The organism is Shimia fortis, assembly GCF_040225985.1.
Classification (GTDB): Bacteria; Pseudomonadota; Alphaproteobacteria; order Rhodobacterales; family Rhodobacteraceae; genus Shimia.
Genome location: NZ_JBBPEU010000007.1, coordinates 123,523 through 144,831 on the forward strand (window position 1 = coordinate 123,523; position 21,309 = coordinate 144,831).

Sequence of the window (21,309 nt, forward strand, 5' to 3'; positions counted from 1 at the left end):
GCACCAACCGAGTGTCAGGCCGGTGCCCGCTGTGCCATGGCCCGCACCAGCACAAAAAACGCCCCCATAACCAATAGGGGCAGGATCACGATCCGGAACACAAACACTGACAGGATCGCAATATAGGCGCGGATCAGGTCATCTGCGCGGGCAAAAACCTCGGCCATCAGCGTTTGATAACGCTCGGCGTCGCCCGCCAGACCGGCCATGGCGGAAAACCAGCTTTCGTCGCCTGCTGGCAGATCAGCTTGTGCACTGACACTCGCGGTGATTTCCTGAACGATTGCGTCGTGTTCGGCCCAGACCCCTTCAGTCATCCGGTCTGCGACCAGCGACGCGATCACAAAGGCCAGCGGAATCGCCAGTCCGAGGAAGGCCCCGTACCAGCCCAACTTGCGCGTGATCGTTTTTGCAACAGTTCCGCCCCCGAACCTTCGGTCCAGGATCCATACACAGGTGGCAAGCGCAATCAGGCTGCACCCTGTTGCGCTGACCGGGCCCATCGCCACGGCCAGAACACCTGTGAAGACCATCACGGCAAAGACAAGATCAGATATCCTCTCGATCGTGTCATCAACGGGTTCAAGTGCCTTCAGCGGCTGCACCGACCCCGAGACAACCAGTGACCCGCCAAGTTCGACCTCTTGCGCCGTTGACAGAACGGCATTGACGCCCCGCAAAGACACGTAGAGCACAGCGCTGGCCGTGGCGACGTCCTCGGCATAAGCGCTCGCGGCCTGAACAGCGGGGTTTCTATCAAAGTAGGCCGCGGCGACAAACGCCGCCACGGCCAGAACAAGAAGCGATGCCAATGAAGGACGCGGCATTACGCGTCTTTGCGAATGGTCGCGTTGGTCGGGTCATAGGGGCTATCGCAGGTCACGACTGCATCCCACAGTTTGTCTTGCATCTTGACCTTCACCCTTGTGCCTTCCACCGCCAGATCCGGCGGCAGATAGCCCATGCCAATGGATTTCTCGAACGCGACCGAATATCCCCCAGAGGTCAGACGCCCCAGCATGGTCTGGCCATCTTCGGAATACAGCGCCTCGCGTCCCCACGGATCGGCATCGTCAGGCCCGTCGATCAACAGGGTGCAGCACTTGGCGCGGATGCCCTTTTCGACCATGGCGTCCTTGCCGTGGAAATCTTTGCTGAGGTCGATGAAGCGCGGCAGGTCGGCCTCGGCCGGGGTCGCGTCGCGGCCCAGTTCGGTGCCAAAGGCGCGATAGGATTTTTCCTGACGCAGCCAGTTCTGCGCGCGCGCCCCGACCAGCTTCATACCGTGCTTTTCACCCGCTTTTTCCAGCAGGTCGAACAGGTAGTTCTGCATCTCGATCGGGTGGTGCAATTCCCAGCCAAGTTCGCCGGTATAGGCCACGCGGATCGCGTTGACCGGGCACATGCCCAGTTCGATCTGGCGTGCCGAGAGCCATGGGAACCGCTTGTTCGACAGGGCCGTAGCCGGGTCTGCATCAACGATGACTTCGTTCAGAACATCGCGCGATTTGGGACCTGCGATGGCGAAAACGCCCCACTGGGTGGTCACATCCTGAATTTCGATATAGCCGAACTCGTCCATCTTGTCCTCGGCCGCCTTGCGCAGGAAATCTGCGTCATATTCGGTCCAGGCACCGGCAGAGACGAGGTAGTAGTTGTTCTCGCCGTTGCGCACGATGGTGTATTCGGTGCGGGTGGTGCCCGCCGAGGTCAGCGCATAGGTCAGGTTGATACGCCCCACCTTGGGCAGCTTATTGCACGTGAACCAGTCCAGGAACGCCGTTGCACCGGGGCCTTTGACGACGTGCTTGGTGAACGCGGTCGCATCAATCAGGCCCACGCCGTTGCGGATCGCCCTAGCCTCTTCAACCGCGTATTGCCACCAGCCGCCACGGCGGAAGCTGCGGCTTTCCTTGTCAAAGTTTTCGGGTGCATCCAGAGGCCCAAAATAGTTCGGACGCTCCCAGCCGTTTACGAAGCCGAACTGCGCGCCACGGGCGGCCTGGCGGTCATAGGCGGGCGAGGTGCGCAGCGGGCGACAGGCCTCGCGCTCTTCGTCGGGATGGTGCAGGATATAGACGTGCTCGTAACACTCTTCGTTTTTGCGCGCCGCGAATTCGGTGGTCATCCAGTTCGACGAATACCGTTTGGGGTCCAGCGACGCCATGTCGATCTCGGCTTCGCCATCGACCATCATCTGGGCGAGGTAATAGCCGGTGCCGCCTGCGGCCGTGATCCCGAACGAGAACCCTTCAGCCAGCCACATGTTGCGCAGACCCGGAGCCGGGCCCACCAGCGGGTTGCCGTCGGGGGTATAGCAGATCGGGCCGTTGAAATCGTCTTTCAGACCGGACTCGGCGCAGGAAGGGACACGCTCGGCCATCGCCATGTACTGTTCGGCAATCCTGTCCAGATCCAGCGGGAACAGATCGGCACGGAAGCTGTCCGGCACGCCATGTTCGAAACGCGCAGGCGCGCCATGCTCGTAGATGCCGAGGATCCAGCCGCCACGTTCCTCGCGGGCATAGGATTCGTTGTCAGCGTCGCGCACAACGGGGTGCTCGGGGTTGCCGGCAGCGCGCCATTTGACCAGTTCAGGGTCCTGATCCATGACGATAAAGGTGTGCTCGACCGGGATCGCGGGCATCTTGATGCCCAGAAGTTTCGCGGTACGCTGCGCGTGGTTTCCGGATGCGGTCACGACATGCTCGGCCGTGATGACCACCTTCTCATCGGATTCGACGAGGTTGCCTCCCTTTTCGACCATCTTGGTGCAGGTGACTTCCCAGTGGGTGCCGTTCCAGTGGAAATCATCGGCCTGCATCTTGCGCACGATATCGACACCACGCTGGCGGGCGCCCTTGGCCATCGCCATGGTCACGTCAGCGGGGTTAATATAGCCGTCCTCGGTGTGATAGATCGCACCTTTAAGGTCGCTGGTTTCGATCAGCGGCCAGCGCTCCTTGATCTGATCGGGGGTCAGCCACTCATATTCGACGCCACAGGTTTCGGCGGTCGAGGCATAGAGCATGTATTCGTCCATGCGTTCCTGCGTCTGCGCCATCCGCAAGTTGCCGACTACGGCAAAGCCCGCATTAAGACCGGTTTCCTCTTCCAGGGTCTTGTAGAAATCGACCGAATACTTGTGGATATGGGTGGTCGCATAGGACATGTTGAACAACGGCAGCAGACCAGCCGCATGCCAGGTCGACCCCGAGGTCAGCTCATCCCGTTCGATCAGCATGACATCTTCCCATCCGGCCTTGGCCAGGTGGTAGGCGATAGAGGTCCCGACGGCACCACCGCCAACGACCAATGCTTTGACTTGAGTTTTCATATCCCAAGCGACTCCCTAAATTCAGAATTGCCTATACTGTGGCAAATCATTCAGGAACGCGGCGGGTCCAGCCGACCGAAAAACGCACAAAACCGACCAACGTTTCGCGATTGGCCGCGTTCGACCCTTCGTCAGAAGCCTGCGCTGTCACTGAATCGCCTACTCACAGGCGGACCGACCGGCTAGTTTCGCAAGTTTTGTTCGAGAAACCGGATAATCCGGTCCCCCACCGCAGCACGTGTACCATCATCGCCCAACGAAACCGCCTGATGCGGATAGAAATGCGCGAAACCAGGCACCCAGGCCAGAGTGTAGTCGGCCCTGCCAGCCCGCAAAAGAGAGATGATATCAGGCAGGTCGCCCAATTGCGTGTGCTCATCGAATTGCGAGTACATCAGCAAAGTCGGAGGAAAGTCCCCCGAGGCAATCAGCGGGGCATGGTCGTAAAGGATATCGGGCCCCGACAATGGGAAGATCGCCGCCAGTGGTGCCTGCATGCCCACGCCAACATTCAGCGTAATCCCACCCCCTGCAGAGTGCCCGCCCATGGCGATCCGCTCTGGATCGATGTTGAACCTGTCCGCATTTGCAATCACGAAATCCAACGCCTTTCGGGCATCTTCAGCCCCGGCCATGCCCGCTTTCCAAAGGAACAGGCGGTCCTCGGGCGTATCTTCGAGCTGCAATAGGCCCATAGCGCCGCGCGCCCGTTTTGTGGCCTCGAATACTTCGGGCGTGATGTAGGCATCAACATCCGGCAGCAACCCGGCCTCGCCCGGTTTGACAGCCGGTTCCGGGTTTTCCGTGGCCAGACGGTATTCGATGACAAAGACCACATATCCCATGGGCGTCAGCAAACGGGCATAGTCTTCGGGCCGGGAATGCACAGCGGCCTCAAGGCGGAACGGCTCTTGCCGGCGGCCACCCCGATGATGCGCCCCCCCGTGCACGTAGATCACAGCCGGAAACGGCCCCGGCTCAGCACTGGTCGTCCGGGTGTAATCAACGTTCTCGGGGCTGGGCGTATAGACATCCATCAGGAGATCACGTTCGAGGGGCACCCCCTCCGGAGCGATTGTGCCGCTGCCATAAGTGATATCGAATTCAGTCTGGATGCCAAAAGCGGTTTGGGCCAACGTCGGAGAAGATGCCAACCCCAGAAAACCCGACAGCAGCAATGCCTTGTACAACCTTTGCATTATCACCCCCTGGATTTTCGACTCGCCTGAGGATGCGTGGCCAGAGACCACAAAGCAAGCCAAACATGGGTATTTCGGTGCAGGTTCACGCGCAAAACCTGTGCAGGTGGGTCCGAATTGGTCAGTTCAGGCCTGTGCTTTCTTGAGGGTCGAACAATTCAGGCTCGATCTTGGTCAGAGGAAGCTGAGCTTCTGCACCGCGCCCGGCCTGAGCCTGAAACACGGCGACGGCTACCAAACCGGTAGTGACAAAAATGAATGGCAGGACGCGCCCCATCTGTTCCCCTTCACATCAACTCTGGTGGCCATCCTGCTGCGGACGATGGGCGACATTGCGTAGACATTGGGGCGATATCGGGGCGAGGTCCCGTAAGACTACGGATAGGCGGGCAATTATCTTGCCGCAGCGCGGCATAAACTGCTAAGAAAATAAGCACGCTATGAACGGGAACATGCAAAACATGAAGATTTGCAGGACAATCGCCGAATGTCGCGCCGAGGTTGCGACCTATCGCAAGGCCGCAGAACGCGTTGGATTGGTGCCGACGATGGGATTTCTGCACCAGGGGCACATGGCACTGGTTGCCGCCGCACAAGAGGCCTCGGACCGCGTTGTCGTGACCATCTTTGTCAACCCGACCCAATTCGGTGAGGCTGCCGACCTCGAGGCCTATCCGCGCGACGAAGCGCGGGATCTGGCCATGCTACAAGAGGCAGGCGTTGACTGCGTGCTGATCCCGCCCGTCAAAGAGGTTTACCCGGATGGGGATGAAACTATCGTAGAGACCACCCGCATGGCCAACATGCTGCACGGGCTGGTCCGGCCCGGACATTTCCGGGGCGTGACCACGGTTGTCGCGCGGCTGTTCAACTTTGTTCAACCCGACATCGCCTGTTTTGGCGAGAAAGATTACCAGCAACTGCAGGTCATCAAGCGCATGACCCGCGATCTGGCCTTTCCGATCGACATCCGGGGCGTGCCCACCGTACGAGAGCCGGACGGTCTGGCCATGTCTTCGCGCAATGTCCGGCTGACGCCCGAAGACCGGCAGGCCGCGCTGGTCCTGTCGCGGTCGCTCGCGGCTGCCGAACAGGCCGCTGCCCAAGGCACCACCATCGAGGCGCTGCGCCAACTGATTTCCGATACCATCACCGCCGAGCCCCGTGCTACGCTGCGCGGGTTGGACATCGTCGGGGCGACAGATCTGTCCGATCTGTCCGGCCCCCTCACCTCTCCTGCCGCCATCATGATCTCAGCCGAGTTCGGCGGCATTCTTCTGATTGATCAAAGGGTCGTCACACAATGAGTGTTCAAAACAAAATCCGTCGCAACACCGTACCGCAGATTGCCGCCCGCAAAGGAGGCGAACCGATTGTATCGCTGACCTCGTACCACGCGCATACCGCTGCAATCGTTGACAAATATGCCGACTTCATCCTTGTCGGTGACAGCCTTGGCATGGTGATGCATGGCATGGAAAGCACCGTGGGCGTGCCGCTGGATCTGATGATCATGCATGGCAAGGCCGTGGTGCGCGGCACCCAACAGGCATTGATCGTCGTGGACATGCCGTTCGGCACCTACGAGGAAAGCCCGGCAGTGGCCTTCCGCAATGCCGCCAAGATCATGAAGGAAACCGGTTGCGGCGCGGTCAAGCTCGAGGGCGGCAAGCGGATGGCCGAGACCATCACCTTTCTCGTCGAGCGCGGCATTCCGGTGATGGCGCATATCGGCCTGACCCCGCAATCCAGCCACGTGATGGGTGGTTTCAAAACGCAGGGCCGCGAGGAAGACACCTGGGCTGCGCATGAGGAAGACGCGCGCGCAGTAGCCGAGGCCGGGGCGTTTTCGGTCGTGCTTGAAGGCATGGTCGAGCCGCTGGCCGCCAAGATCACCAAGCAAATCGACATTCCGACCATCGGCATCGGCGCTTCTGCCGACTGCGACGGCCAGATCCTTGTTCTTGAGGACATGCTGGGGCTGAACGAATGGACCCCGAAATTCGTCAAGGTCTATGGTGACCTTGGCCCAGCAATCGAGCGCGCGGTCGAGCAATATGCCGAAGAGGTCAAAGACCGGACGTTCCCCGGGGAAGATCAGGTTTACCGCTGAATTCAATAGGGCGCGGGGCAGGTTCTGCCCCGCCTCGCCTTACCTAGTGCCCACGGTAAACAGGTTTGGCTCACTCGCAGCCGTTATGCTTGCGCCACATGGCGGCGTCATGTCCCTCGGGCACCGATGCACAAGGGTCGGACGTATATCCACGCAGACGGCTATATATCGCGATTTGTTCCTCGCTTAAAACCTCGACCGTCGCAAGATGCTGGCGCAAATGGACAAACCTCAGATCGGCGCGCGCTTCGGCAGAGTCCGCCAGCAACCGACGCAGTGTCACTTCGTTCAACCCCTCGCCCGCAAAGGCGTCACTCAGCGCCGCCTCGGCCTGAATGAAACGTTCGCCTGCGGCGATTGCGTCGGCCTGCATCGTCGCGAACAATGCTTCGATAGCGGAAACCTGTTCGGCTGAAAGGCCGATTTGATCCTTGAGTTCCAGCAAATGTGCGGGACCGGGCTTGCCGTTCAGTTCTGCCGGCAGGGCCAACCCCCACCCTTTACCAGCCCGCAGTTGTGCAAGGTCGTTTTCCGACAGGCTCTTGATCTCGCGCGCCTCAAACCCCGCATAGGGAGTTGCGGGAACTGCAGATCCGTGAGCGGCTCCGTGATCATGCGACTGAGCCAGTAGCGGCGAGGCCAAGGCGAACAGAGCTGCCAAAATCGCAGGTTTCATGCGTGCTTCCTATCTGTGGGCCGCGATTTGCGTTCCCGAATATGGAAAACTTTAGCCCGCCCTGTGATCCTAGCAACCATCATCCGCATGGGCGGTGGACATTTCGCGGAAGCGTTCGAACAACATGATATATTCCGCCGGAATTTCCCGATAGGACAACACGCCCGCGACCTTGCCCTGATCCATCACGGGAAGATGCCGGAATTTGTCGCCCAGCTTTGCGGCCAGCGCGTCCGAAATCGCATCGTCCATATCCACGGTCACGGGATCGGGGGTCATCACCTGCGCCGCGGTGGCCGTGTCAGACGCCAGCCCCTGCCCGACCCCCCGGAACACGATATCACGCTCGCTGACGATCCCGACAAGGGTGCCTCCGTCGACAACGACCACGGCGCCGACCTTCTTGTCCGCCATCAGGCGCGCGACCTCCCGCAGAACCGTGTCCTGGGTCACGGTGAAAACGGGGCGGTTTCCCAAAAGCGCGCGGATGGATTTTGTGGACATGGGGGTCTCCTGATGGGCGTAAGTGCGCGCGACTATGGGCGCCATTGTGCCCTGCCGCAAGGGGCATCCTGTCGCTGCACGACACCTAGGCGCTTGGGACGATCTTGCCCGGATTCATGATGTTGTCGGGATCAATCGCCTGTTTGATCGCCACCATCATATCCACTGCGCCACCCAGTTCCTTGACAAGGTAGGGTTTCTTGCCCTGACCGATGCCGTGTTCGCCGGTGCAGGTCCCGCCCATGTCAATAGCGAGGTCATTGAGCCAACCGACAAATTCGTCGGCTTTGGCGACCTCGCTGGGGTTGTCCATATCGATCAGGGGCAGGGTATGGAAATTCCCGTCTCCAACATGCCCCACGATGGGCGCGATAAATCCCATCTCGTCAAGTTTGTCCTGCGCCGCCGTCACGCATTCCGCAAGTCGCGAGATCGGCACGCAGACATCCGTGCTGATCCCTTTGGCGCCCGGGCGCAAATTCACGCTTGCCCAATAGGCATCGTGGCGCGCCTGCCAGAGCTTGTTGCGCTCCTCTGCGCTGGACGTCCATTCGAAGCCGGTGCCACCAAATTCCTCTGCGATGCCGCCGAACAGTTCCGCCTGCTCGGCAACGCTCGCCTCGGACCCGTGGAATTCTAGCAGAAGCAGCGGTGCCTCGGGCAGATCCAGCTTGGAATAGGCATTCACGGCGCGTACCGATAGCTCGTCCAACAATTCGATCCGGGCGACGGGAATCCCGTACTGGATGGTCATCATCACCGCCTGGCAGGCGTCGTTGATGCTGTCAAAGGACACCCGCGCCGAGGACATCGCCTCGGGGATGCCCTGTAGTTTCAGGGTGATTTCGGTGATCAGTCCCAAGGTGCCCTCAGATCCAACCATGAGCCGGGTCAGATCATAGCCCGCGCTGGATTTCTTGGCGCGGGTGGCGGTGCGGATGACCTCGCCCTTTGGTGTGACCACCTCAAGCGCCAGTACATTGTCTTTCATCGTGCCATAACGCACGGCGTTGGTGCCGCTGGCGCGGGTGGCGGTCATGCCACCGAGCGAAGCATTGGCGCCCGGATCAATCGGAAAGAACAGACCCTGATCTCGCAGATAAGTGTTCAGTTGTTCCCGCGTGACACCGGGCTGCACGACACAATCAAGGTCTTCGGCATTGACGGCAAGGATTTCGTTCATCTCGCTCAGATCGACACAGACACCACCGGCCGGCGCGTTTACGTGGCCTTCCAGAGAGGTGCCGGTGCCAAAGCCGATCACCGGCACTTTATGTTCCGCGCAAACGCGGACGATTTCGGCAGCCTCGGCGCTGCTTTGGGGAAACACCACCGCATCCGGTTTCTGGTTCCGAATCCAGGTGGTCGTATGGCCATGCTGTTCGCGGATCGACTCACCGGTCTGGAACTTTTCGCCGAACCGCTGTTTGAGCACCCCCAGCGCCGCCGCGATGCCTGTTTCATTGCGCGGCAGATCGGTTGCCTGAACCATGTGGCTCTCCTCCCCTCAGAGATGAATTGTTACAGATGTAACCTATAGGTGCGTCAGCCGCCCAAGGCCAGCCCTTCCCGACGCGGATCGGCCCCGCCTTGCAGGGTCTCGCCAATGGAAATCGCGTGGATTCCGGAATTGAGCGCGCGCAGCTTGGTTTCGAACCCCATCGCCTCAAGCCCCGGCGCGAGGTCTTCAGCCTCAATATCGTAAAGACCAAAGCGATTGATGCGATGCGGCAGGGACACGGCCTGCTGCACGTCAAGCCCCCAGTCCAGATGGGCGATGATGGCATTGGCCACGTATGAGATGATCCGGCTGCCTCCGGGTGATCCGATGGCCAGAACCGGCGCGCCATTGTCCAGAACGATGGTCGGCGCCATAGACGAGCGCGGCCGTTTTCCCGGTTCGACCCGGTTGGCGATGGGGATGCCTCCGCGATGCGAGCGGAACGAGAAGTCAGTCAGCTGGTTGTTCAACAGGAACCCGCCCGCCATCAGGCGACTGCCAAAGGCGTTTTCGATGCTGGCCGTCATCGACAGCACATTGCCATAGGAATCGACAATAGAGACATGTGTGGTTGAGGGCGCGGTGCGCTCTTCATCGTCGGCGCGAAGATGCCCATGATCAAAGGTTGGGGTTCCTGGCGATGCCTCGGGCAGCTTGTCTTCGCGCCGGAGAAGTTCGGACCGGTCATTCAGATAGCTTCGCTGCAGCATGCCCTGCACGGGCACCGGCACAAAATCGGTGTCCGCCACGTAACGGCCCCTGTCTGCAAACGCCAGACGGGTGGCATCCCCGATCAGCCGCCATGTGTGCGGATTGTCTGGCCCCAAGCCAGTCATATCGAACGGGGACAAAAGGCCCAGAATTTGCCCGACCGCCAAGGCCCCCGAAGACGGAGGCCCCATCCCGCAGACGTCATATCCCCGATAGTCGGCGCAGACGGCAGGACGCTCCTTGACCTGATAGAGGGCCAGGTCCATCTCGGCCAACCACCCCGGGCGCGGCGCAGTGCGTATGGCTGACAGGATGTCCTTGGCAATCTGACCAGTATAAAAGGGCGCGGCCCCTTGCGCAGCTAAGACTCTCAGACTGTTGCCATAGTCCGGATTTTTCAGGAGCTGCCCCGCTTGCAACGGTTGCCCGTCCGGCAGGAAATAGGCTGCGGTTTCAGGATGCACGGCAAGGCGCGCGGCATCGCGTGTAACGGATTGTGCCATGCGCGGCGAGACGGCAAAACCGGACTCGGACAGCCGGATCGCCTCGTCAAACAGCGTCTGCCATTGGACCTTGCCCCATTTTTGATGCGCGGTTTCCATCAATAGGGGGGTGCCGGGCACGCCTACGGACAGGCCGCCCACCACCGCCTCGAAAAACTTGTAAGGTTCGCCATCTTCGCGCTGCAACATGCGGGGTGTGGCTGCCAGCGGGGCGGTTTCGCGCGCGTCCAGCGTGGTAATCTCGCCGGATTCGCTGTCATACCAGACAAGAAACGCCCCTCCGCCAAGACCCGAGCTTTGCGGCTCGACCAGGCCAAGTACCGCCTGCACAGCAACCATGGCGTCGGCTGCCGTGCCCCCTGCGGCCAGAACCCGCCCGCCTGCTTGCACGGCCAGCGGATGCGCCGCCGCGACCATCCAGTTCTCCGCCTCGACCGGTTGCCCGACCTGTTTCGCCTGAAACTGGGCCTCAAGCCCGGCCACCATGGCCCCGCCTAGGGCCGTCGCTGTTTCGGGGGCCACGGCATCTGCGGCCTCTTGGGCCATAACAGCAGAGCCCATGACCGCAAGAATTGCTGAAAAACGGCACAAAAATTTTCGCATGGTTCGCCCTCTCCCTATCGCGCCCCGCCATGCTAGCCAGTTTTTCGGACGGGGCCAGCCCAAAGAAAAAGCCGCACCCTTTGGTGCGGCTTGTGATTGACCCGTGTAGCCGGATCAGAGCATCGCGGGGACGACAAGGTCCGGCGGGCGGTGCCCGTCGTCAAAGGTCTTGATGTTGATCAGAACCTTTTCGCCCATTTCAAGGCGCCCCTCGACCGTGGCCGACCCCATATGCGGCAGCATCACGACATTATCGAGCTGCATCAAGTCAGGGTTGATCTCGGTGCCATGTTCGTAAACGTCAAGACCAGCGCCAGCGATCTCACCCGCCTTGAGCATCCGTACCAGTGCATTTTCATCTACGACCTCGCCGCGCGACGTGTTGATCAGATAGGCATCGGGTTTCATCAACTTCAACCGGCGCGCATTCATCAGATGGAAGGTCGAGGGCGTATGCGGGCAATGCACCGTAATCACGTCCATGCGCGCGACAAGCTGATCAAGGCTTTCCCAATAGGTCGCTTCAAGGCTTTGTTCGACCTCGGGGCGCAAGCGACGCCGGTTGTGATAGTGGATCTGCATCCCGAAGGCACTGGCGCGGCGGGCGACGGCCTGACCGATGCGGCCCATGCCCAGAATACCCAGACGTCGCCCGGCCAGCCGACCGCCCAGCATTGCGTTCGGGGCCCATCCCGTCCATTCGCCCTTGGCCATCAGGCGCAGCCCTTCGGGTACGCGGCGGATCGCACCAATCATGATCGCCATGGTCATGTCAGCCGTGTCATCGGCCACCACGCCCGGCGTGTTCGACACCAGAACTCCCCGCTGGCGCGCGGTTTCCACGTCAATGTGGTCGACCCCTGCGCCGTAATTTGCGATCAGTTTGAGCCGACCGCCTGCTTGGGCAATCATCGTCGCGTCGATCTGATCCGTCAGGGTCGGCACAAGAACATCTGCCTCGGACATCGCCGCTACAAGCTCTTGCCGCGTCATCGGCGTGTCATCGTCCCGCAGCCGCACGTCGAACAATTCCGAAAGTCTTGTTTCCACCGCTTCCGGCAAGCGTCGCGTAACGACAACACTCAGGCGTTCCTTTGGCATCCGGGCCTCCCAATCCATTGCAATTCAGCGCGTTGATGTCACACTGCCCCACACATAGACGGGGCACAAGAACCCGCGTGAGAAACGAGCAGAAAAAACAGTGCAGATGATCGGATTCCTGAAACGACAACTGGCGGTCGCCTTTTGTGCAGCGGCTGTATCTATCGCCCTCGTGGGGTCGACCATCGCGGAACAGGCGCGTGGGCCGGTGACGAACCTGCCAATCCCGCGCTATGTCTCGCTCAAGGCCAGCAAAGCCAACGTTCGGCGCGGCCCGTCCCTGTCACATCGGATCGACTGGGTATTTACGCGCCGGTCCATGCCGCTGGAAATTACCGCTGAACACGGCCACTGGCGCCGCGTGCGTGACATGGAAGGCGCAGGCGGCTGGATTCACTATTCGCTGCTGTCGGGGGTGCGCACCGTCATCGTCGAAAACGACATGCAACCGCTGACCGTGCGCCCCGAAGCCAACACCCCCGCTGTGGCGCATCTTGAGCTGGGTGTGGTGGCGCGCTTGGGGGAATGCGATACCGACTGGTGCAAGATCAGCTCGGGCGGCTACAAGGGCTGGGCGCCCAAGGCCGTGCTGTGGGGTGTCGCGGCGGACGAAATCCGCGAGTAGCATCCCGGACGTTGCCAGAGGGCAGGCATGACAGACCGCGAATATCAAACTTTCGGAGATCAGCCTGCCGTCCGTATCGAATGGGCCGGTCTTCGGGACGCAGAGCACCTGCGCCCTTTGCTATTGGCACTCTATCGACACGATACACCCGACGCTCCGGAACCTTCGCAGGAGCAGGCGGATGAGCACGTCGCGTTGTTACTGAACTCCGCGACACCCCACAGGCTCGCGATCGCTTGGGATTGTGATGGGTTGGCCATCGGACTTGCCGCTGTGGCAATACTCACCTCGGTCAGCGATCCGCGGCGCGAACGGTGGCGTCAAATAGAACTGAAAGAGTTGTTCGTCCTGCCAAGCCATCAAAACAAAGGGGTTGGTGAAAGCCTTTTCAACTGGATCGAGAAAGAGGCCCACGCGGCGGGCGCCTGCCGCCTGGACTGGCATGTGAGATCTGACAATGCCCTTGGCATTGCCTTTTATCTTCGACTGGGAGGCACCATGGTTGAGAACCGATCAAGTATGCGAAAATCACTCATCGGGTTCTAGCGTGCTGGCTTACAGCGCGGCCTCGGCCGCCGCACGGATGGCGCGGATGTTCTCTCCGTAGACTTCCGGCTTGTCGACGGACCCGCCCTTGAACACGGCGGACCCTGCGACGAAGCAATCCGCACCGGCTGCGACCAGCGGACCGACGGTGTTTGGGTCCACGCCTCCGTCGACCTGAATATGGACTTCACGATCCCCTATCATCTCGCGGACCTGGCGCACCTTGTCTACGCTGGACGGAATGAATTTCTGCCCCCCAAAGCCCGGGTTCACGCTCATCACCAGAACCATGTCGCAGAGGTCCAACAGGTGCTCGATCACGCCCGCAGGTGTGCCCGGATTAAGGCTGATCCCGGCTTTGACACCCTGTGCCTTAATAGCCTGCAGGGTCCGGTGTGGGTGGGGTCCGGCCTCGACATGGGCCACGATCATGTCGGCCCCGGCTTCTGCATAGGCCTCAATATAGGGATCGACCGGTGCGATCATCAGATGCACGTCCATGAAGGTTTTGACATGCGGGCGAAACGCTTTCACAGCGGGCGGGCCAAAGGTGAGGTTCGGTACGAAATGACCGTCCATCACGTCGACATGCACCCAATCCGCACCCTGCGCTTCGATGGCCTGAATTTCCTGTCCGAAATTTGCGAAATCCGCAGATAGAATGGACGGGGCGATCTTGATGGAACGATCAAAGGACATGCAGAGCTCTTTCGATTTTGCGACAGACTGGCGATTCGCCTTTCCTCGGAAAATGGGCGGCTGCGCACCAAATTGCAATCACACTGACCCAAGGTAACGCTGCAATGCAGCAATTTTTAAGATTACCCGACAAAGAAGTGCTTCAAAACAGCACTTTTCTGCCGAAAAGAACCTAAAACTTCATCAAACCGCAATGCTGCACTTGCATTACCATGCTGCAGCGCAACATAATTCAATAAACCTGCGGAGAGACCCATGCTGTCAGTTCATGCAGATACGCCAGTGTTGCCCCGTGCACCACGTAATGGCTTGAATGTCGCCGCTCTCATTTGGCGCAAGGTTGCAGTAACGCGACGGATCAAAAGGCATTACCACGTGACGGGTCTTTGCGGACTCGGCGGTGGAACGCTTATCCCGGCAATGGCATCGGCCAGTTCGCAGCCGCTGCCCTATGAGAGCAACCCGGCTTGGGTTCAGCTTTTGATCGCAGCCATCGTGATCGCGGCCCTGGCCCGACTGGTCTGGGCCAGTCGATGAAACACACGTCCCCGAGAGCCGGGGAACAGAAACTTTGAACCGGTGCGAAACGCGCAACGGACCGACATCATGGAGCATTTCGAGAGAGTGTTCCGGATTTCAGGAGACTTGAAATGACGACTCTCATCATGACCCCTTTCACGGCAACGGTGCAGAATATGCATATCTTTGCCACCGCGTTCGAACAGCAACTGCGGTTCAGCTATGCAGTGAGCAAAGCCCTGTATGAAAGCAACCCTTTCCTGTCACCAGCGGCGCCGGCCAAGGCCGTCGAAACGGACGCAAAGCCTGCGCCCAAACCGCGTGCCCGGGCGGCCAGCAAGCCGGTAGCGAAAAAGGCCATGCCGACTACCAAGAAGAAAGCAGTGTCGAAACCTGCCGCGAAATCCGTTGCGTCGCGGACAACCACCAAGAAAGCCAGCACCAAAGCCACCCCCACGACATCCAAGGTTGAAGCCGTTACCCCCGCTGCCCCCGCAAATGCGACCTCTGCAAAAGCAGTACCGGAACCTGCGGCCCAACCTGTGGCACCGAAAGCTGAGGCGAAACCTGTCGTAGCAGATACACGAGCGGCAGAAAGCAGTGCCGCCCGCAAGCGAACCCGCGCCCCCTCGAAACCGCCCGCCATGCCGGCAACCAAGGCCCAAGTGAGCGTCTCTAAGACCGAGACCACCGCCCCTGCGCCGACGGCCAAGGCCAAACCAGCCCCAAATACAACCACCAAGGCAAAGGCGGCTCAGAAGACGACCGCAAAAACAGCCGCAAAAACCACGAGCAAAGCAAAAGCCTGATCGCATCCGATCTCGTATCTTTTGCCGCGTCGAAGCCCGCTTCGGCGCGGTTTTGTTTTGGCACTCCTGCTCCACAACGCCCAAATTGCGGGCAGTTCGGTCAAGTCCCAAGCACCCGAAACGCCCCAAAGTCTTTAACCCTCTGAAATCATTCACCTTGCATGAATTGCAAAGCGGCTATTCGCAATCATAACTCGCAAAGTCAGCATTACTGACCCAGCTTTAGGGACAGGGAGGCCAAGTTTTATTCAACGAGGTCACACATGGCATATACCAGCATTCACGCACCCGCATCTGCATCGCTTCTGCGTATCCTGGCAAAACCCTTTGTCGCTGCGGGTCAGGCCCTTACCACGCTGGCTGAGTCCAACAGACGTGTGCAAGAGGCCGACAGGCTGCACGCAATGACAGACGCAGAACTGGCAGCACTCGGGCTAACACGCGAAGACATCGCCTTGTACGTTTTCAGAGATAGCTTCTATCTCTGAACCAGCCCATCAGGAAAGAAATAAAATATATTTCAGAAGGTTAAGGCACGAAAATCGGCGACGGGCCAGGTCATGGCCCAACCGCCCCGCTACCAAGAAATACGGACTACCCATGTTCAATCCTCTCGGCTAGGCTGCAGGCAGCACATAAAAACAACACGTGCTTTCTGGGAGGAAAAGAAAATGAACTTTTTGGGTAAAACCGCCGTGGCGGCGATTGCTGTTGCGTTTGCAAGCGAAGCTGCTGCTACCGAATGGAACGTTTCGGTCTGGGGCAAGCGCCGCGCCTTTACCGAGCATATTGAAAAGCTGGCAGAACTGGTGTCGGAAAAAACCGGCGGCGAGTTTACGATGAACATCAGCTATGGCGGCCTGTCCAAGAACCGCGAGAATCTTGACGGGATCTCGATCGGCGCCTTTGAAATGGCCCAGTTCTGTGCCGGATACCACCGCGACAAGAACCGCGTCGTGACCGTTCTGGAACTGCCTTTCCTTGGCATCTCAAATCTTGAAGAAGAAGTCGCCGTATCCTCGGCTGTCTATGCGCATCCGGCCGCGACCGAAGAAATGGCACAATGGAATGCCAAGCTGCTGATGACTTCGCCCATGCCGCAATACAATCTTGTCGGCACCGGCGATCCCCGTACCACGCTGGCTGATTTCGAAGGCATGCGCGTGCGGGCAACCGGCGGCATCGGCAACGCCTTCAAGGCCGTGGGGGCCGTACCCACCTCGGTAACCGCGACCGAAGCCTATCAGGCGATGGAATCCGGCGTCGTTGATACGGTTGCTTTTGCTCAACACGCGCACCTGTCCTTTGGCACCATCAACCAGGCTGACTGGTGGACCGCGAACCTGAACCCCGGCACCGTGAACTGCCCGGTGGTGGTGAACATCGACGCCTATGATGCGCTATCCGATGCTGAACGCGAGGCGCTGGACAGCTCGATCCCCGAGGCTCTGGACCACTATCTGGCCAACTATGCTCAACTTCTGGCCCGCTGGGACAGCGTTCTGGAAGAAAAAGGTGTTCAGAAGATCGAGATAGACGATGCCGTGATCGAGGAGTTCCGCACCAAAGCAGCAGACCCGATCCGCGAAGCATGGATCAAGGACATGGAGGCCCAGGGCCTGCCCGGTCAGGAATTGTATGATCTGGTCATGAAGACCCTTGCCGATCATCGCAGCGGAAGCTGATCCTAACGAGGGGGCGCGCGGACCACTGCGCGCCCCTTGCCGTTTCCCGGGACGGGGAGCCCTTGGCAAACGGCGCCTTTTTCTCTGAACAACGAGGGGAGCAGAGATATGGCGGGATCAGCCGCAGTTCTCGAAGACTCCAGCCTGCTCAGCCGGCTGGATCGCATGTTGTTACCAATCGAACGGTTTTGTGCGCTGATCAGCGGGCTGACCATTTTTTCATTGATGTTTCTCGCGGCTTATTCCGTGACCGGCCGCAAGTTTTTTGACTCGCCGCTTGCGGGTTATGTGGACTATATCGAAGCCGCGATGCCGCTCATCGCGATCATGGGCGTTTCTTACGTGCAGCGCGACGGTAGCCATATTCGTATGGATATGATCGTCGGGCATTTGCACGGACGCATTCTGTGGCTGTTCGAATTCATCACTGTCCTTTTGATGCTGGTGCTGATCGTCGCCCTGACATGGGGCGCCTGGGCCCATTTTGACCGGTCTTTTGACTGTGCCCGTCCGTTGTGCAGTCGGGACAGTTCCATCGACATCGGATTGCCGATCTGGCCATCAAAGCTGATTGTGCCTATTGCCTTCGGCGTTCTGGTCCTGCGGCTTTTGCTGCAAGCGTGGGGTTATGCCCGTGCCTTCATTCTCGGGCTGGAAAACCCGGTTGCGGTGCCGCTGACTCTGACGGTGGAACAACAGGCCCTGCACGAGGCTGAAATGCTTGAGGGGGCGGACTGATGGAACCCATTGATATTGGCCTTTGGGTCACGGGCGGGATGCTTGTGCTTGTCCTGATGGGCATGCGGGTCGCCTTTGCGGCGGGGCTTGCAGGGTTTGTTGGCCTTGTTTGGCTGCGTTGGAACGGCTTCAACTATGACCCCGAACGGTTCTGGAAGGCGGTCGAGATCAGTGTGCGCGTCGCAGGTCTGACGCCGCATTCCAAGGTCTCGGCCCATGTGCTAAGCCTGATCCCCGTCTTCATCCTGATCGGATACCTCGCCTATTATGCACGGCTGACCACGGCCCTGTTCGAGGCGGCCAAACGCTGGATCGCGTGGGTGCCGGGCGGGCTGGCGGTGTCGACCGTGTTTGCCACGGCGGGCTTTGCTGCGGTCTCGGGGGCCTCTGTCGCCACGGCGGCGGTGTTTGCCCGCATCGCCATTCCGGAAATGCTGAAATCCGGCTACAACAAACAGTTCGCCGCCGGCGTGGTTGCGGCTGGTGGCACGCTGGCCTCATTGATTCCGCCTTCTGCGATCCTCGTGATCTATGCCATCATCGTGGAACAGGACGTCGGCAAACTGCTGCTGGCAGGGTTCATCCCCGGAGCGTTTTCGGCGATTGTGTATGCATTGCTGATCATCGGCATCGCGGTGGGGTTCAAGACCGTCGGTCCGCCGGTCACCGGCTTTACATGGAAAGAGCGGCTGGTTTCTCTGCCGCCCGCCCTGCCCATCGTAGCGGTGGTCGTGATCATCATCTTTTTTGTCTACAACCCGTTCGGTGACGCATGGGGAACACCCACCGAAGGCGGTGCAATCGGGGCCTTCATTGTCTTCCTGATGGCCCTGGGGCGCGGAATGCGCTGGCCTGAACTAAAGGCGGCCCTTCTGGAAACGGCCAAGCTGACCGTGATGATCTTTACGATCATCTGGGGCGTGCTGATCTATGTGCGGTTCCTTGGCTTTGCCAAGCTGCCTGATGCTTTTGCCGACTGGATCACGGGGCTGGAGATGGCGCCGATCCTGATCCTGATCTGTATCCTTCTGGCTTATGCCGTGCTGGGCATGTTCATGGACGCCATCGGTATGCTACTTTTGACTCTGCCAGTGGTCTATCCGGCGATCATGGCGCTGAATGGCGGCGAATATGTCAGCGCGGCAGACAGTGCCTTTGGCATGTCTGGCCCAATGTGCGCGATCTGGTTCGGGATCCTTGTGGTCAAGATGGCCGAATTCTGCCTGATCACGCCGCCGATTGGCCTGAATTGTTTTGTCGTGGCCGGTGTGCGCGATGACCTGACGGTGCAGGACGTGTTCAAGGGGGTCATGCCCTTCTTCATCGCAGACGCGGTCACCATCGCCTTGCTGGTCGCTTTCCCGGCGATCGTGCTCTGGTTGCCATCGCTTGCCTGATACACATGGGCCGCCAACCTTGGGCGGCCCATGCTTTTTCCCATTTCCAAATAGGCCACGCAGCACCTTCAACCCGCGCGGCATTTAAGGTAAGAGCGCCCAATCTCAGACACGGGCCCGCCAATGATCGACATCCGCAATGTCTCGCTTGCTTACGGAGAGCGCACGGTTCTTCACGATGTGTCGCTGCACCTGCGCGAACGCCGGATTGCCATCGTTGGGGCAAACGGATCGGGGAAATCCTCGTTTGCACGCCTGCTGAACGGGCTGGTCTTGCCAACAGATGGCGATGTCGAGGTCGACGGAATGAACACGCGCAACAAGGGTAAGGACATCCGCCAGAAAGTCGGTTTCGTGTTCCAGAACCCTGACAACCAGATCGTGTTTCCCGTGGTCGAAGAGGATCTGGCCTTCGGCATGAAGAACCTCGGCCTGCCGAAAGCGACAATCGCCCAGAAGATTGACGCGGTCCTTGCACGCTATGACATGACCGACCTGAAAGAGCATCCCGCGCACCTTCTGTCCGGGGGGCAGAAACAGCTGTTGGCGATTTCCGGCGTGCTGGTGATGGACCCGGCCTATATCGTGATGGATGAACCCACGACCCTTCTGGACCTGCGCAACAAGCGGCGCGTGGCGCGCGCGATTTCCGACCTGGAGCAAACGGTGATCCTTGTCACACATGATCTGGATCTGATCTCTGATTTCGACCGCGTCATCGTGTTCGACGAAGGGCGCGTGATCGCCGATGACACCCCGCAAGCGGCCATCCCGCTTTATGTCGCGCGGATGACCTGATGCTTGATCTCTATTCCCCCGGCACGTCACTCCTACACAGGCTGTCCCCCGCGCCCAAGCTGCTGGCGTTGATGATTGGGGCGACGCTCTTGTTCGTGAACGAAAGCCTTGTTTTGACCGTGGCCGCATTGGGGACCGTGCTGGCCCTTTTTCCGGCGGCGCAACTGACATTGCGGCAGGCTGGTCAACAGGTCCGCCCCCTTCTGTGGATCTTCATCCTGTTCTTTGTGCTGCAATGGTGGCTGTCGGGGCTGGAATTGGCAGCGTTTGTCGTTCTGCGGCTTGCCACCCTGATCCTGCTGGCAAGTCTTGTCACGCTCACCACCCGATCCAGCGACATGATCGACACCATGACAGCTGGGCTTCGGTTCCTGAAACCGTTTGGGGTGAACCCTGCGAAGGTTGGCCTCGCGATCTCACTTGCCCTGCGGTTTATCCCGGTGCTGGCGCAGATCACGCAGGACGTGCGCGAAGCGCAAAAAGCGCGTGGTCTGGAAAGATCTGTCATCGCGGTCGCCATGCCCGTCGCCATCCGCGCGATCAAGATGGCGGACGATATTTCGGATGCCATCGAATCCAGAGGATATCGTCCCTAAGATATCCCGATTTTCTGCACCTGCACTTGCCTGCCTGTCCGGGTCTTTTTACCAGACCCGCCAACCCCAAAGCCTCGCACGGGACAGGATCAAGAAGGAAAACCCAATGGACACCAAGAGCCTTGTCTATATCGCGCTTTTTGCAGCGCTCACAGCCGCCCTCGGGCTGATGCCCCCGATCAGTTTCGCAGGCCTCGCCCTGCCCCCGATTACCGCACAATCCCTTGGCGTTATGCTGGCTGGCGCCGTGGCTGGGGCGCGCCGCGGTGGTCTGGCGCTGTTGCTGTTTATCGCGCTGGTCGCGGTCGGATTGCCGCTGCTTGCCGGCGGGCGCGGCGGCATCGGCGTATTCTTCGGCGCCTCGGGCGGCTTCCTACTTGCGTGGCCGCTGTCGGCCGCATTGATCGGGTTCCTGATGGCAAAGAACCCCGGTGCCAATTTCATCACTACCGCGCTCTATATTGCTTTGGGTGGCATCGTGCTGATGTACGTCATCGGCATCCCATGGATGGCCTTGGTTGCAAAGATGCCGCTTTCCAAAGCCGTGACCATCATGCTGGCCTATGTGCCCGGCGACCTTGTCAAAGTGGTGATAGCCACTATCATCGCCCGTGGCCTGCGTCGGGCCTATCCCAATCTCTGAGGACAC

Annotated in this window: 23 protein-coding genes; 14 read left to right on the forward strand and 9 right to left on the reverse strand. The window is 59.7% G+C overall.

Features of this window, described 5'->3' with window-relative positions; all coding sequences use genetic code 11:
* Positions 1-14 precede the first annotated feature (14 nt).
* From WNE31_RS12185 to WNE31_RS12195, 3 genes are all read right to left on the reverse strand, one after another.
* On the reverse strand, positions 15-827 hold the full coding sequence (locus WNE31_RS12185) for a hypothetical protein (RefSeq protein ID WP_349980057.1): 813 nt from the start codon (positions 825-827) through the stop codon (positions 15-17).
* A complete protein-coding gene (locus WNE31_RS12190) occupies positions 827-3,337 on the reverse strand; it encodes a GcvT family protein (RefSeq protein WP_349980058.1) in 2,511 nt (836 codons plus the stop codon). Before WNE31_RS12190 ends, WNE31_RS12185 begins: the two co-directional genes overlap by 1 nt.
* Positions 3,338-3,519: 182 nt before the next feature.
* Positions 3,520-4,536 (reverse strand): alpha/beta hydrolase, encoded by a 1,017-nt coding sequence (locus WNE31_RS12195; protein ID WP_349980059.1) that lies wholly within the window; start codon positions 4,534-4,536, stop codon positions 3,520-3,522.
* On the opposite strand from WNE31_RS12195, the gene WNE31_RS12200 reads away from it, so the two are divergent.
* From WNE31_RS12200 to panB, 3 genes are all read left to right on the forward strand, one after another.
* Entirely contained in the window at positions 4,520-4,876 is a 357-nt protein-coding gene (locus WNE31_RS12200; RefSeq protein WP_349980061.1) for a hypothetical protein, read from the forward strand. The two genes, WNE31_RS12195 and WNE31_RS12200, sit on opposite strands and share 17 nt — an antisense overlap.
* A 112-nt stretch (positions 4,877-4,988) precedes the next feature.
* On the forward strand, positions 4,989-5,843 hold the full coding sequence (panC, locus tag WNE31_RS12205) for a pantoate--beta-alanine ligase (RefSeq protein ID WP_349980062.1): 855 nt from the start codon (positions 4,989-4,991) through the stop codon (positions 5,841-5,843).
* Positions 5,840-6,649: a 3-methyl-2-oxobutanoate hydroxymethyltransferase gene (gene panB, locus WNE31_RS12210; protein ID WP_349980063.1), complete on the forward strand. Its 810-nt coding sequence runs from the start codon at positions 5,840-5,842 to the stop codon at positions 6,647-6,649. Before panC ends, panB begins: the two co-directional genes overlap by 4 nt.
* 70 nt (positions 6,650-6,719) lie before the next feature.
* On the opposite strand, the gene WNE31_RS12215 is transcribed toward panB, so the two are convergent.
* The 5 genes from WNE31_RS12215 to WNE31_RS12235 all read right to left on the reverse strand — a co-directional run bounded on the left by WNE31_RS12215 (position 6,720) and on the right by WNE31_RS12235 (position 12,248).
* Positions 6,720-7,325: a hypothetical protein gene (locus WNE31_RS12215; protein WP_349980064.1), complete on the reverse strand. Its 606-nt coding sequence runs from the start codon at positions 7,323-7,325 to the stop codon at positions 6,720-6,722.
* A gap of 69 nt (positions 7,326-7,394) precedes the next feature.
* A complete protein-coding gene (locus WNE31_RS12220) occupies positions 7,395-7,829 on the reverse strand; it encodes a CBS domain-containing protein (protein WP_349980065.1) in 435 nt (144 codons plus the stop codon).
* Positions 7,830-7,914: 85 nt separating this feature from the next.
* Positions 7,915-9,321, reverse strand: a complete 1,407-nt coding sequence (locus tag WNE31_RS12225; RefSeq protein WP_349980067.1) for an FAD-binding oxidoreductase — start codon at positions 9,319-9,321, stop codon at positions 7,915-7,917.
* 53 nt (positions 9,322-9,374) lie between these two features.
* On the reverse strand, positions 9,375-11,105 hold the full coding sequence (ggt, locus tag WNE31_RS12230) for a gamma-glutamyltransferase (protein ID WP_349980068.1): 1,731 nt from the start codon (positions 11,103-11,105) through the stop codon (positions 9,375-9,377).
* Positions 11,106-11,261: 156 nt separating this feature from the next.
* The gene (locus WNE31_RS12235) at positions 11,262-12,248 is read right to left on the reverse strand and encodes a 2-hydroxyacid dehydrogenase (protein WP_349980069.1); all 987 of its coding nucleotides are present in this window, start codon (positions 12,246-12,248) and stop codon (positions 11,262-11,264) included.
* A gap of 106 nt (positions 12,249-12,354) precedes the next feature.
* On the opposite strand from WNE31_RS12235, the gene WNE31_RS12240 reads away from it, so the two are divergent.
* Positions 12,355-12,873 (forward strand): SH3 domain-containing protein, encoded by a 519-nt coding sequence (locus tag WNE31_RS12240; protein ID WP_349980070.1) that lies wholly within the window; start codon positions 12,355-12,357, stop codon positions 12,871-12,873.
* A 27-nt stretch (positions 12,874-12,900) separates the two neighbouring features.
* Positions 12,901-13,419 carry a GNAT family N-acetyltransferase gene (locus tag WNE31_RS12245; RefSeq protein ID WP_349980071.1) on the forward strand — a complete coding sequence of 173 codons (519 nt, stop codon included), beginning with the start codon at positions 12,901-12,903 and terminating at the stop codon, positions 13,417-13,419.
* 9 nt (positions 13,420-13,428) lie between these two features.
* On the opposite strand, the gene rpe is transcribed toward WNE31_RS12245, so the two are convergent.
* Positions 13,429-14,118, reverse strand: a complete 690-nt coding sequence (gene rpe, locus WNE31_RS12250; protein WP_349980072.1) for a ribulose-phosphate 3-epimerase — start codon at positions 14,116-14,118, stop codon at positions 13,429-13,431.
* Positions 14,119-14,373: 255 nt separating this feature from the next.
* Between rpe and WNE31_RS12255 the strand changes: the two genes are divergently transcribed.
* From WNE31_RS12255 to WNE31_RS12295, 9 genes are all read left to right on the forward strand, one after another.
* Positions 14,374-14,655 carry a hypothetical protein gene (locus tag WNE31_RS12255; RefSeq protein WP_349980073.1) on the forward strand — a complete coding sequence of 94 codons (282 nt, stop codon included), beginning with the start codon at positions 14,374-14,376 and terminating at the stop codon, positions 14,653-14,655.
* A gap of 113 nt (positions 14,656-14,768) precedes the next feature.
* Positions 14,769-15,446: a hypothetical protein gene (locus WNE31_RS12260; protein ID WP_349980074.1), complete on the forward strand. Its 678-nt coding sequence runs from the start codon at positions 14,769-14,771 to the stop codon at positions 15,444-15,446.
* A gap of 263 nt (positions 15,447-15,709) precedes the next feature.
* Entirely contained in the window at positions 15,710-15,934 is a 225-nt protein-coding gene (locus tag WNE31_RS12265; protein WP_349980075.1) for a hypothetical protein, read from the forward strand.
* Between the two features lie 183 nt (positions 15,935-16,117).
* The gene (locus WNE31_RS12270; RefSeq protein ID WP_349980076.1) at positions 16,118-17,131 is read left to right on the forward strand and encodes a C4-dicarboxylate TRAP transporter substrate-binding protein; all 1,014 of its coding nucleotides are present in this window, start codon (positions 16,118-16,120) and stop codon (positions 17,129-17,131) included.
* Between the two features lie 108 nt (positions 17,132-17,239).
* Complete coding sequence (locus WNE31_RS12275) at positions 17,240-17,869, forward strand: TRAP transporter small permease subunit (protein WP_349980077.1); 630 nt, start codon at positions 17,240-17,242, stop codon at positions 17,867-17,869.
* Complete coding sequence (locus tag WNE31_RS12280; RefSeq protein WP_349980079.1) at positions 17,869-19,266, forward strand: TRAP transporter large permease; 1,398 nt, start codon at positions 17,869-17,871, stop codon at positions 19,264-19,266. Before WNE31_RS12275 ends, WNE31_RS12280 begins: the two co-directional genes overlap by 1 nt.
* Positions 19,267-19,389: 123 nt before the next feature.
* Complete coding sequence (locus tag WNE31_RS12285) at positions 19,390-20,064, forward strand: energy-coupling factor ABC transporter ATP-binding protein (protein ID WP_349980080.1); 675 nt, start codon at positions 19,390-19,392, stop codon at positions 20,062-20,064.
* A complete protein-coding gene (locus tag WNE31_RS12290) occupies positions 20,064-20,660 on the forward strand; it encodes an energy-coupling factor transporter transmembrane component T family protein (RefSeq protein ID WP_349980081.1) in 597 nt (198 codons plus the stop codon). Before WNE31_RS12285 ends, WNE31_RS12290 begins: the two co-directional genes overlap by 1 nt.
* 106 nt (positions 20,661-20,766) lie before the next feature.
* The gene (locus WNE31_RS12295; protein ID WP_349980082.1) at positions 20,767-21,303 is read left to right on the forward strand and encodes a biotin transporter BioY; all 537 of its coding nucleotides are present in this window, start codon (positions 20,767-20,769) and stop codon (positions 21,301-21,303) included.
* Positions 21,304-21,309: the final 6 nt, after the last annotated feature.

Bases quoted from the DNA above. Each gene is read 5' to 3' on its own strand.
- WNE31_RS12185 (WP_349980057.1), bottom strand. From the start codon at position 827: ATGCCGCGTCCTTCATTGGCATCGCTTCTTGTTCTGGCCGTGGCGGCG.
- WNE31_RS12190 (WP_349980058.1), bottom strand. From the start codon at position 3,337: ATGAAAACTCAAGTCAAAGCATTGGTCGTTGGCGGTGGTGCCGTCGGG.
- WNE31_RS12195 (WP_349980059.1), bottom strand. From the start codon at position 4,536: ATGCAAAGGTTGTACAAGGCATTGCTGCTGTCGGGTTTTCTGGGGTTG.
- panC (WP_349980062.1), top strand. From the start codon at position 4,989: ATGCAAAACATGAAGATTTGCAGGACAATCGCCGAATGTCGCGCCGAG.
- panB (WP_349980063.1), top strand. From the start codon at position 5,840: ATGAGTGTTCAAAACAAAATCCGTCGCAACACCGTACCGCAGATTGCC.
- WNE31_RS12215 (WP_349980064.1), bottom strand. From the start codon at position 7,325: ATGAAACCTGCGATTTTGGCAGCTCTGTTCGCCTTGGCCTCGCCGCTA.
- WNE31_RS12220 (WP_349980065.1), bottom strand. From the start codon at position 7,829: ATGTCCACAAAATCCATCCGCGCGCTTTTGGGAAACCGCCCCGTTTTC.
- WNE31_RS12225 (WP_349980067.1), bottom strand. From the start codon at position 9,321: ATGGTTCAGGCAACCGATCTGCCGCGCAATGAAACAGGCATCGCGGCG.
- ggt (WP_349980068.1), bottom strand. From the start codon at position 11,105: ATGGGCTCTGCTGTTATGGCCCAAGAGGCCGCAGATGCCGTGGCCCCC.
- WNE31_RS12235 (WP_349980069.1), bottom strand. From the start codon at position 12,248: ATGCCAAAGGAACGCCTGAGTGTTGTCGTTACGCGACGCTTGCCGGAA.
- WNE31_RS12240 (WP_349980070.1), top strand. From the start codon at position 12,355: ATGATCGGATTCCTGAAACGACAACTGGCGGTCGCCTTTTGTGCAGCG.
- WNE31_RS12245 (WP_349980071.1), top strand. From the start codon at position 12,901: ATGACAGACCGCGAATATCAAACTTTCGGAGATCAGCCTGCCGTCCGT.
- rpe (WP_349980072.1), bottom strand. From the start codon at position 14,118: ATGTCCTTTGATCGTTCCATCAAGATCGCCCCGTCCATTCTATCTGCG.
- WNE31_RS12255 (WP_349980073.1), top strand. From the start codon at position 14,374: ATGCTGTCAGTTCATGCAGATACGCCAGTGTTGCCCCGTGCACCACGT.
- WNE31_RS12260 (WP_349980074.1), top strand. From the start codon at position 14,769: ATGACGACTCTCATCATGACCCCTTTCACGGCAACGGTGCAGAATATG.
- WNE31_RS12265 (WP_349980075.1), top strand. From the start codon at position 15,710: ATGGCATATACCAGCATTCACGCACCCGCATCTGCATCGCTTCTGCGT.
- WNE31_RS12270 (WP_349980076.1), top strand. From the start codon at position 16,118: ATGAACTTTTTGGGTAAAACCGCCGTGGCGGCGATTGCTGTTGCGTTT.
- WNE31_RS12275 (WP_349980077.1), top strand. From the start codon at position 17,240: ATGGCGGGATCAGCCGCAGTTCTCGAAGACTCCAGCCTGCTCAGCCGG.
- WNE31_RS12280 (WP_349980079.1), top strand. From the start codon at position 17,869: ATGGAACCCATTGATATTGGCCTTTGGGTCACGGGCGGGATGCTTGTG.
- WNE31_RS12285 (WP_349980080.1), top strand. From the start codon at position 19,390: ATGATCGACATCCGCAATGTCTCGCTTGCTTACGGAGAGCGCACGGTT.
- WNE31_RS12290 (WP_349980081.1), top strand. From the start codon at position 20,064: ATGCTTGATCTCTATTCCCCCGGCACGTCACTCCTACACAGGCTGTCC.
- WNE31_RS12295 (WP_349980082.1), top strand. From the start codon at position 20,767: ATGGACACCAAGAGCCTTGTCTATATCGCGCTTTTTGCAGCGCTCACA.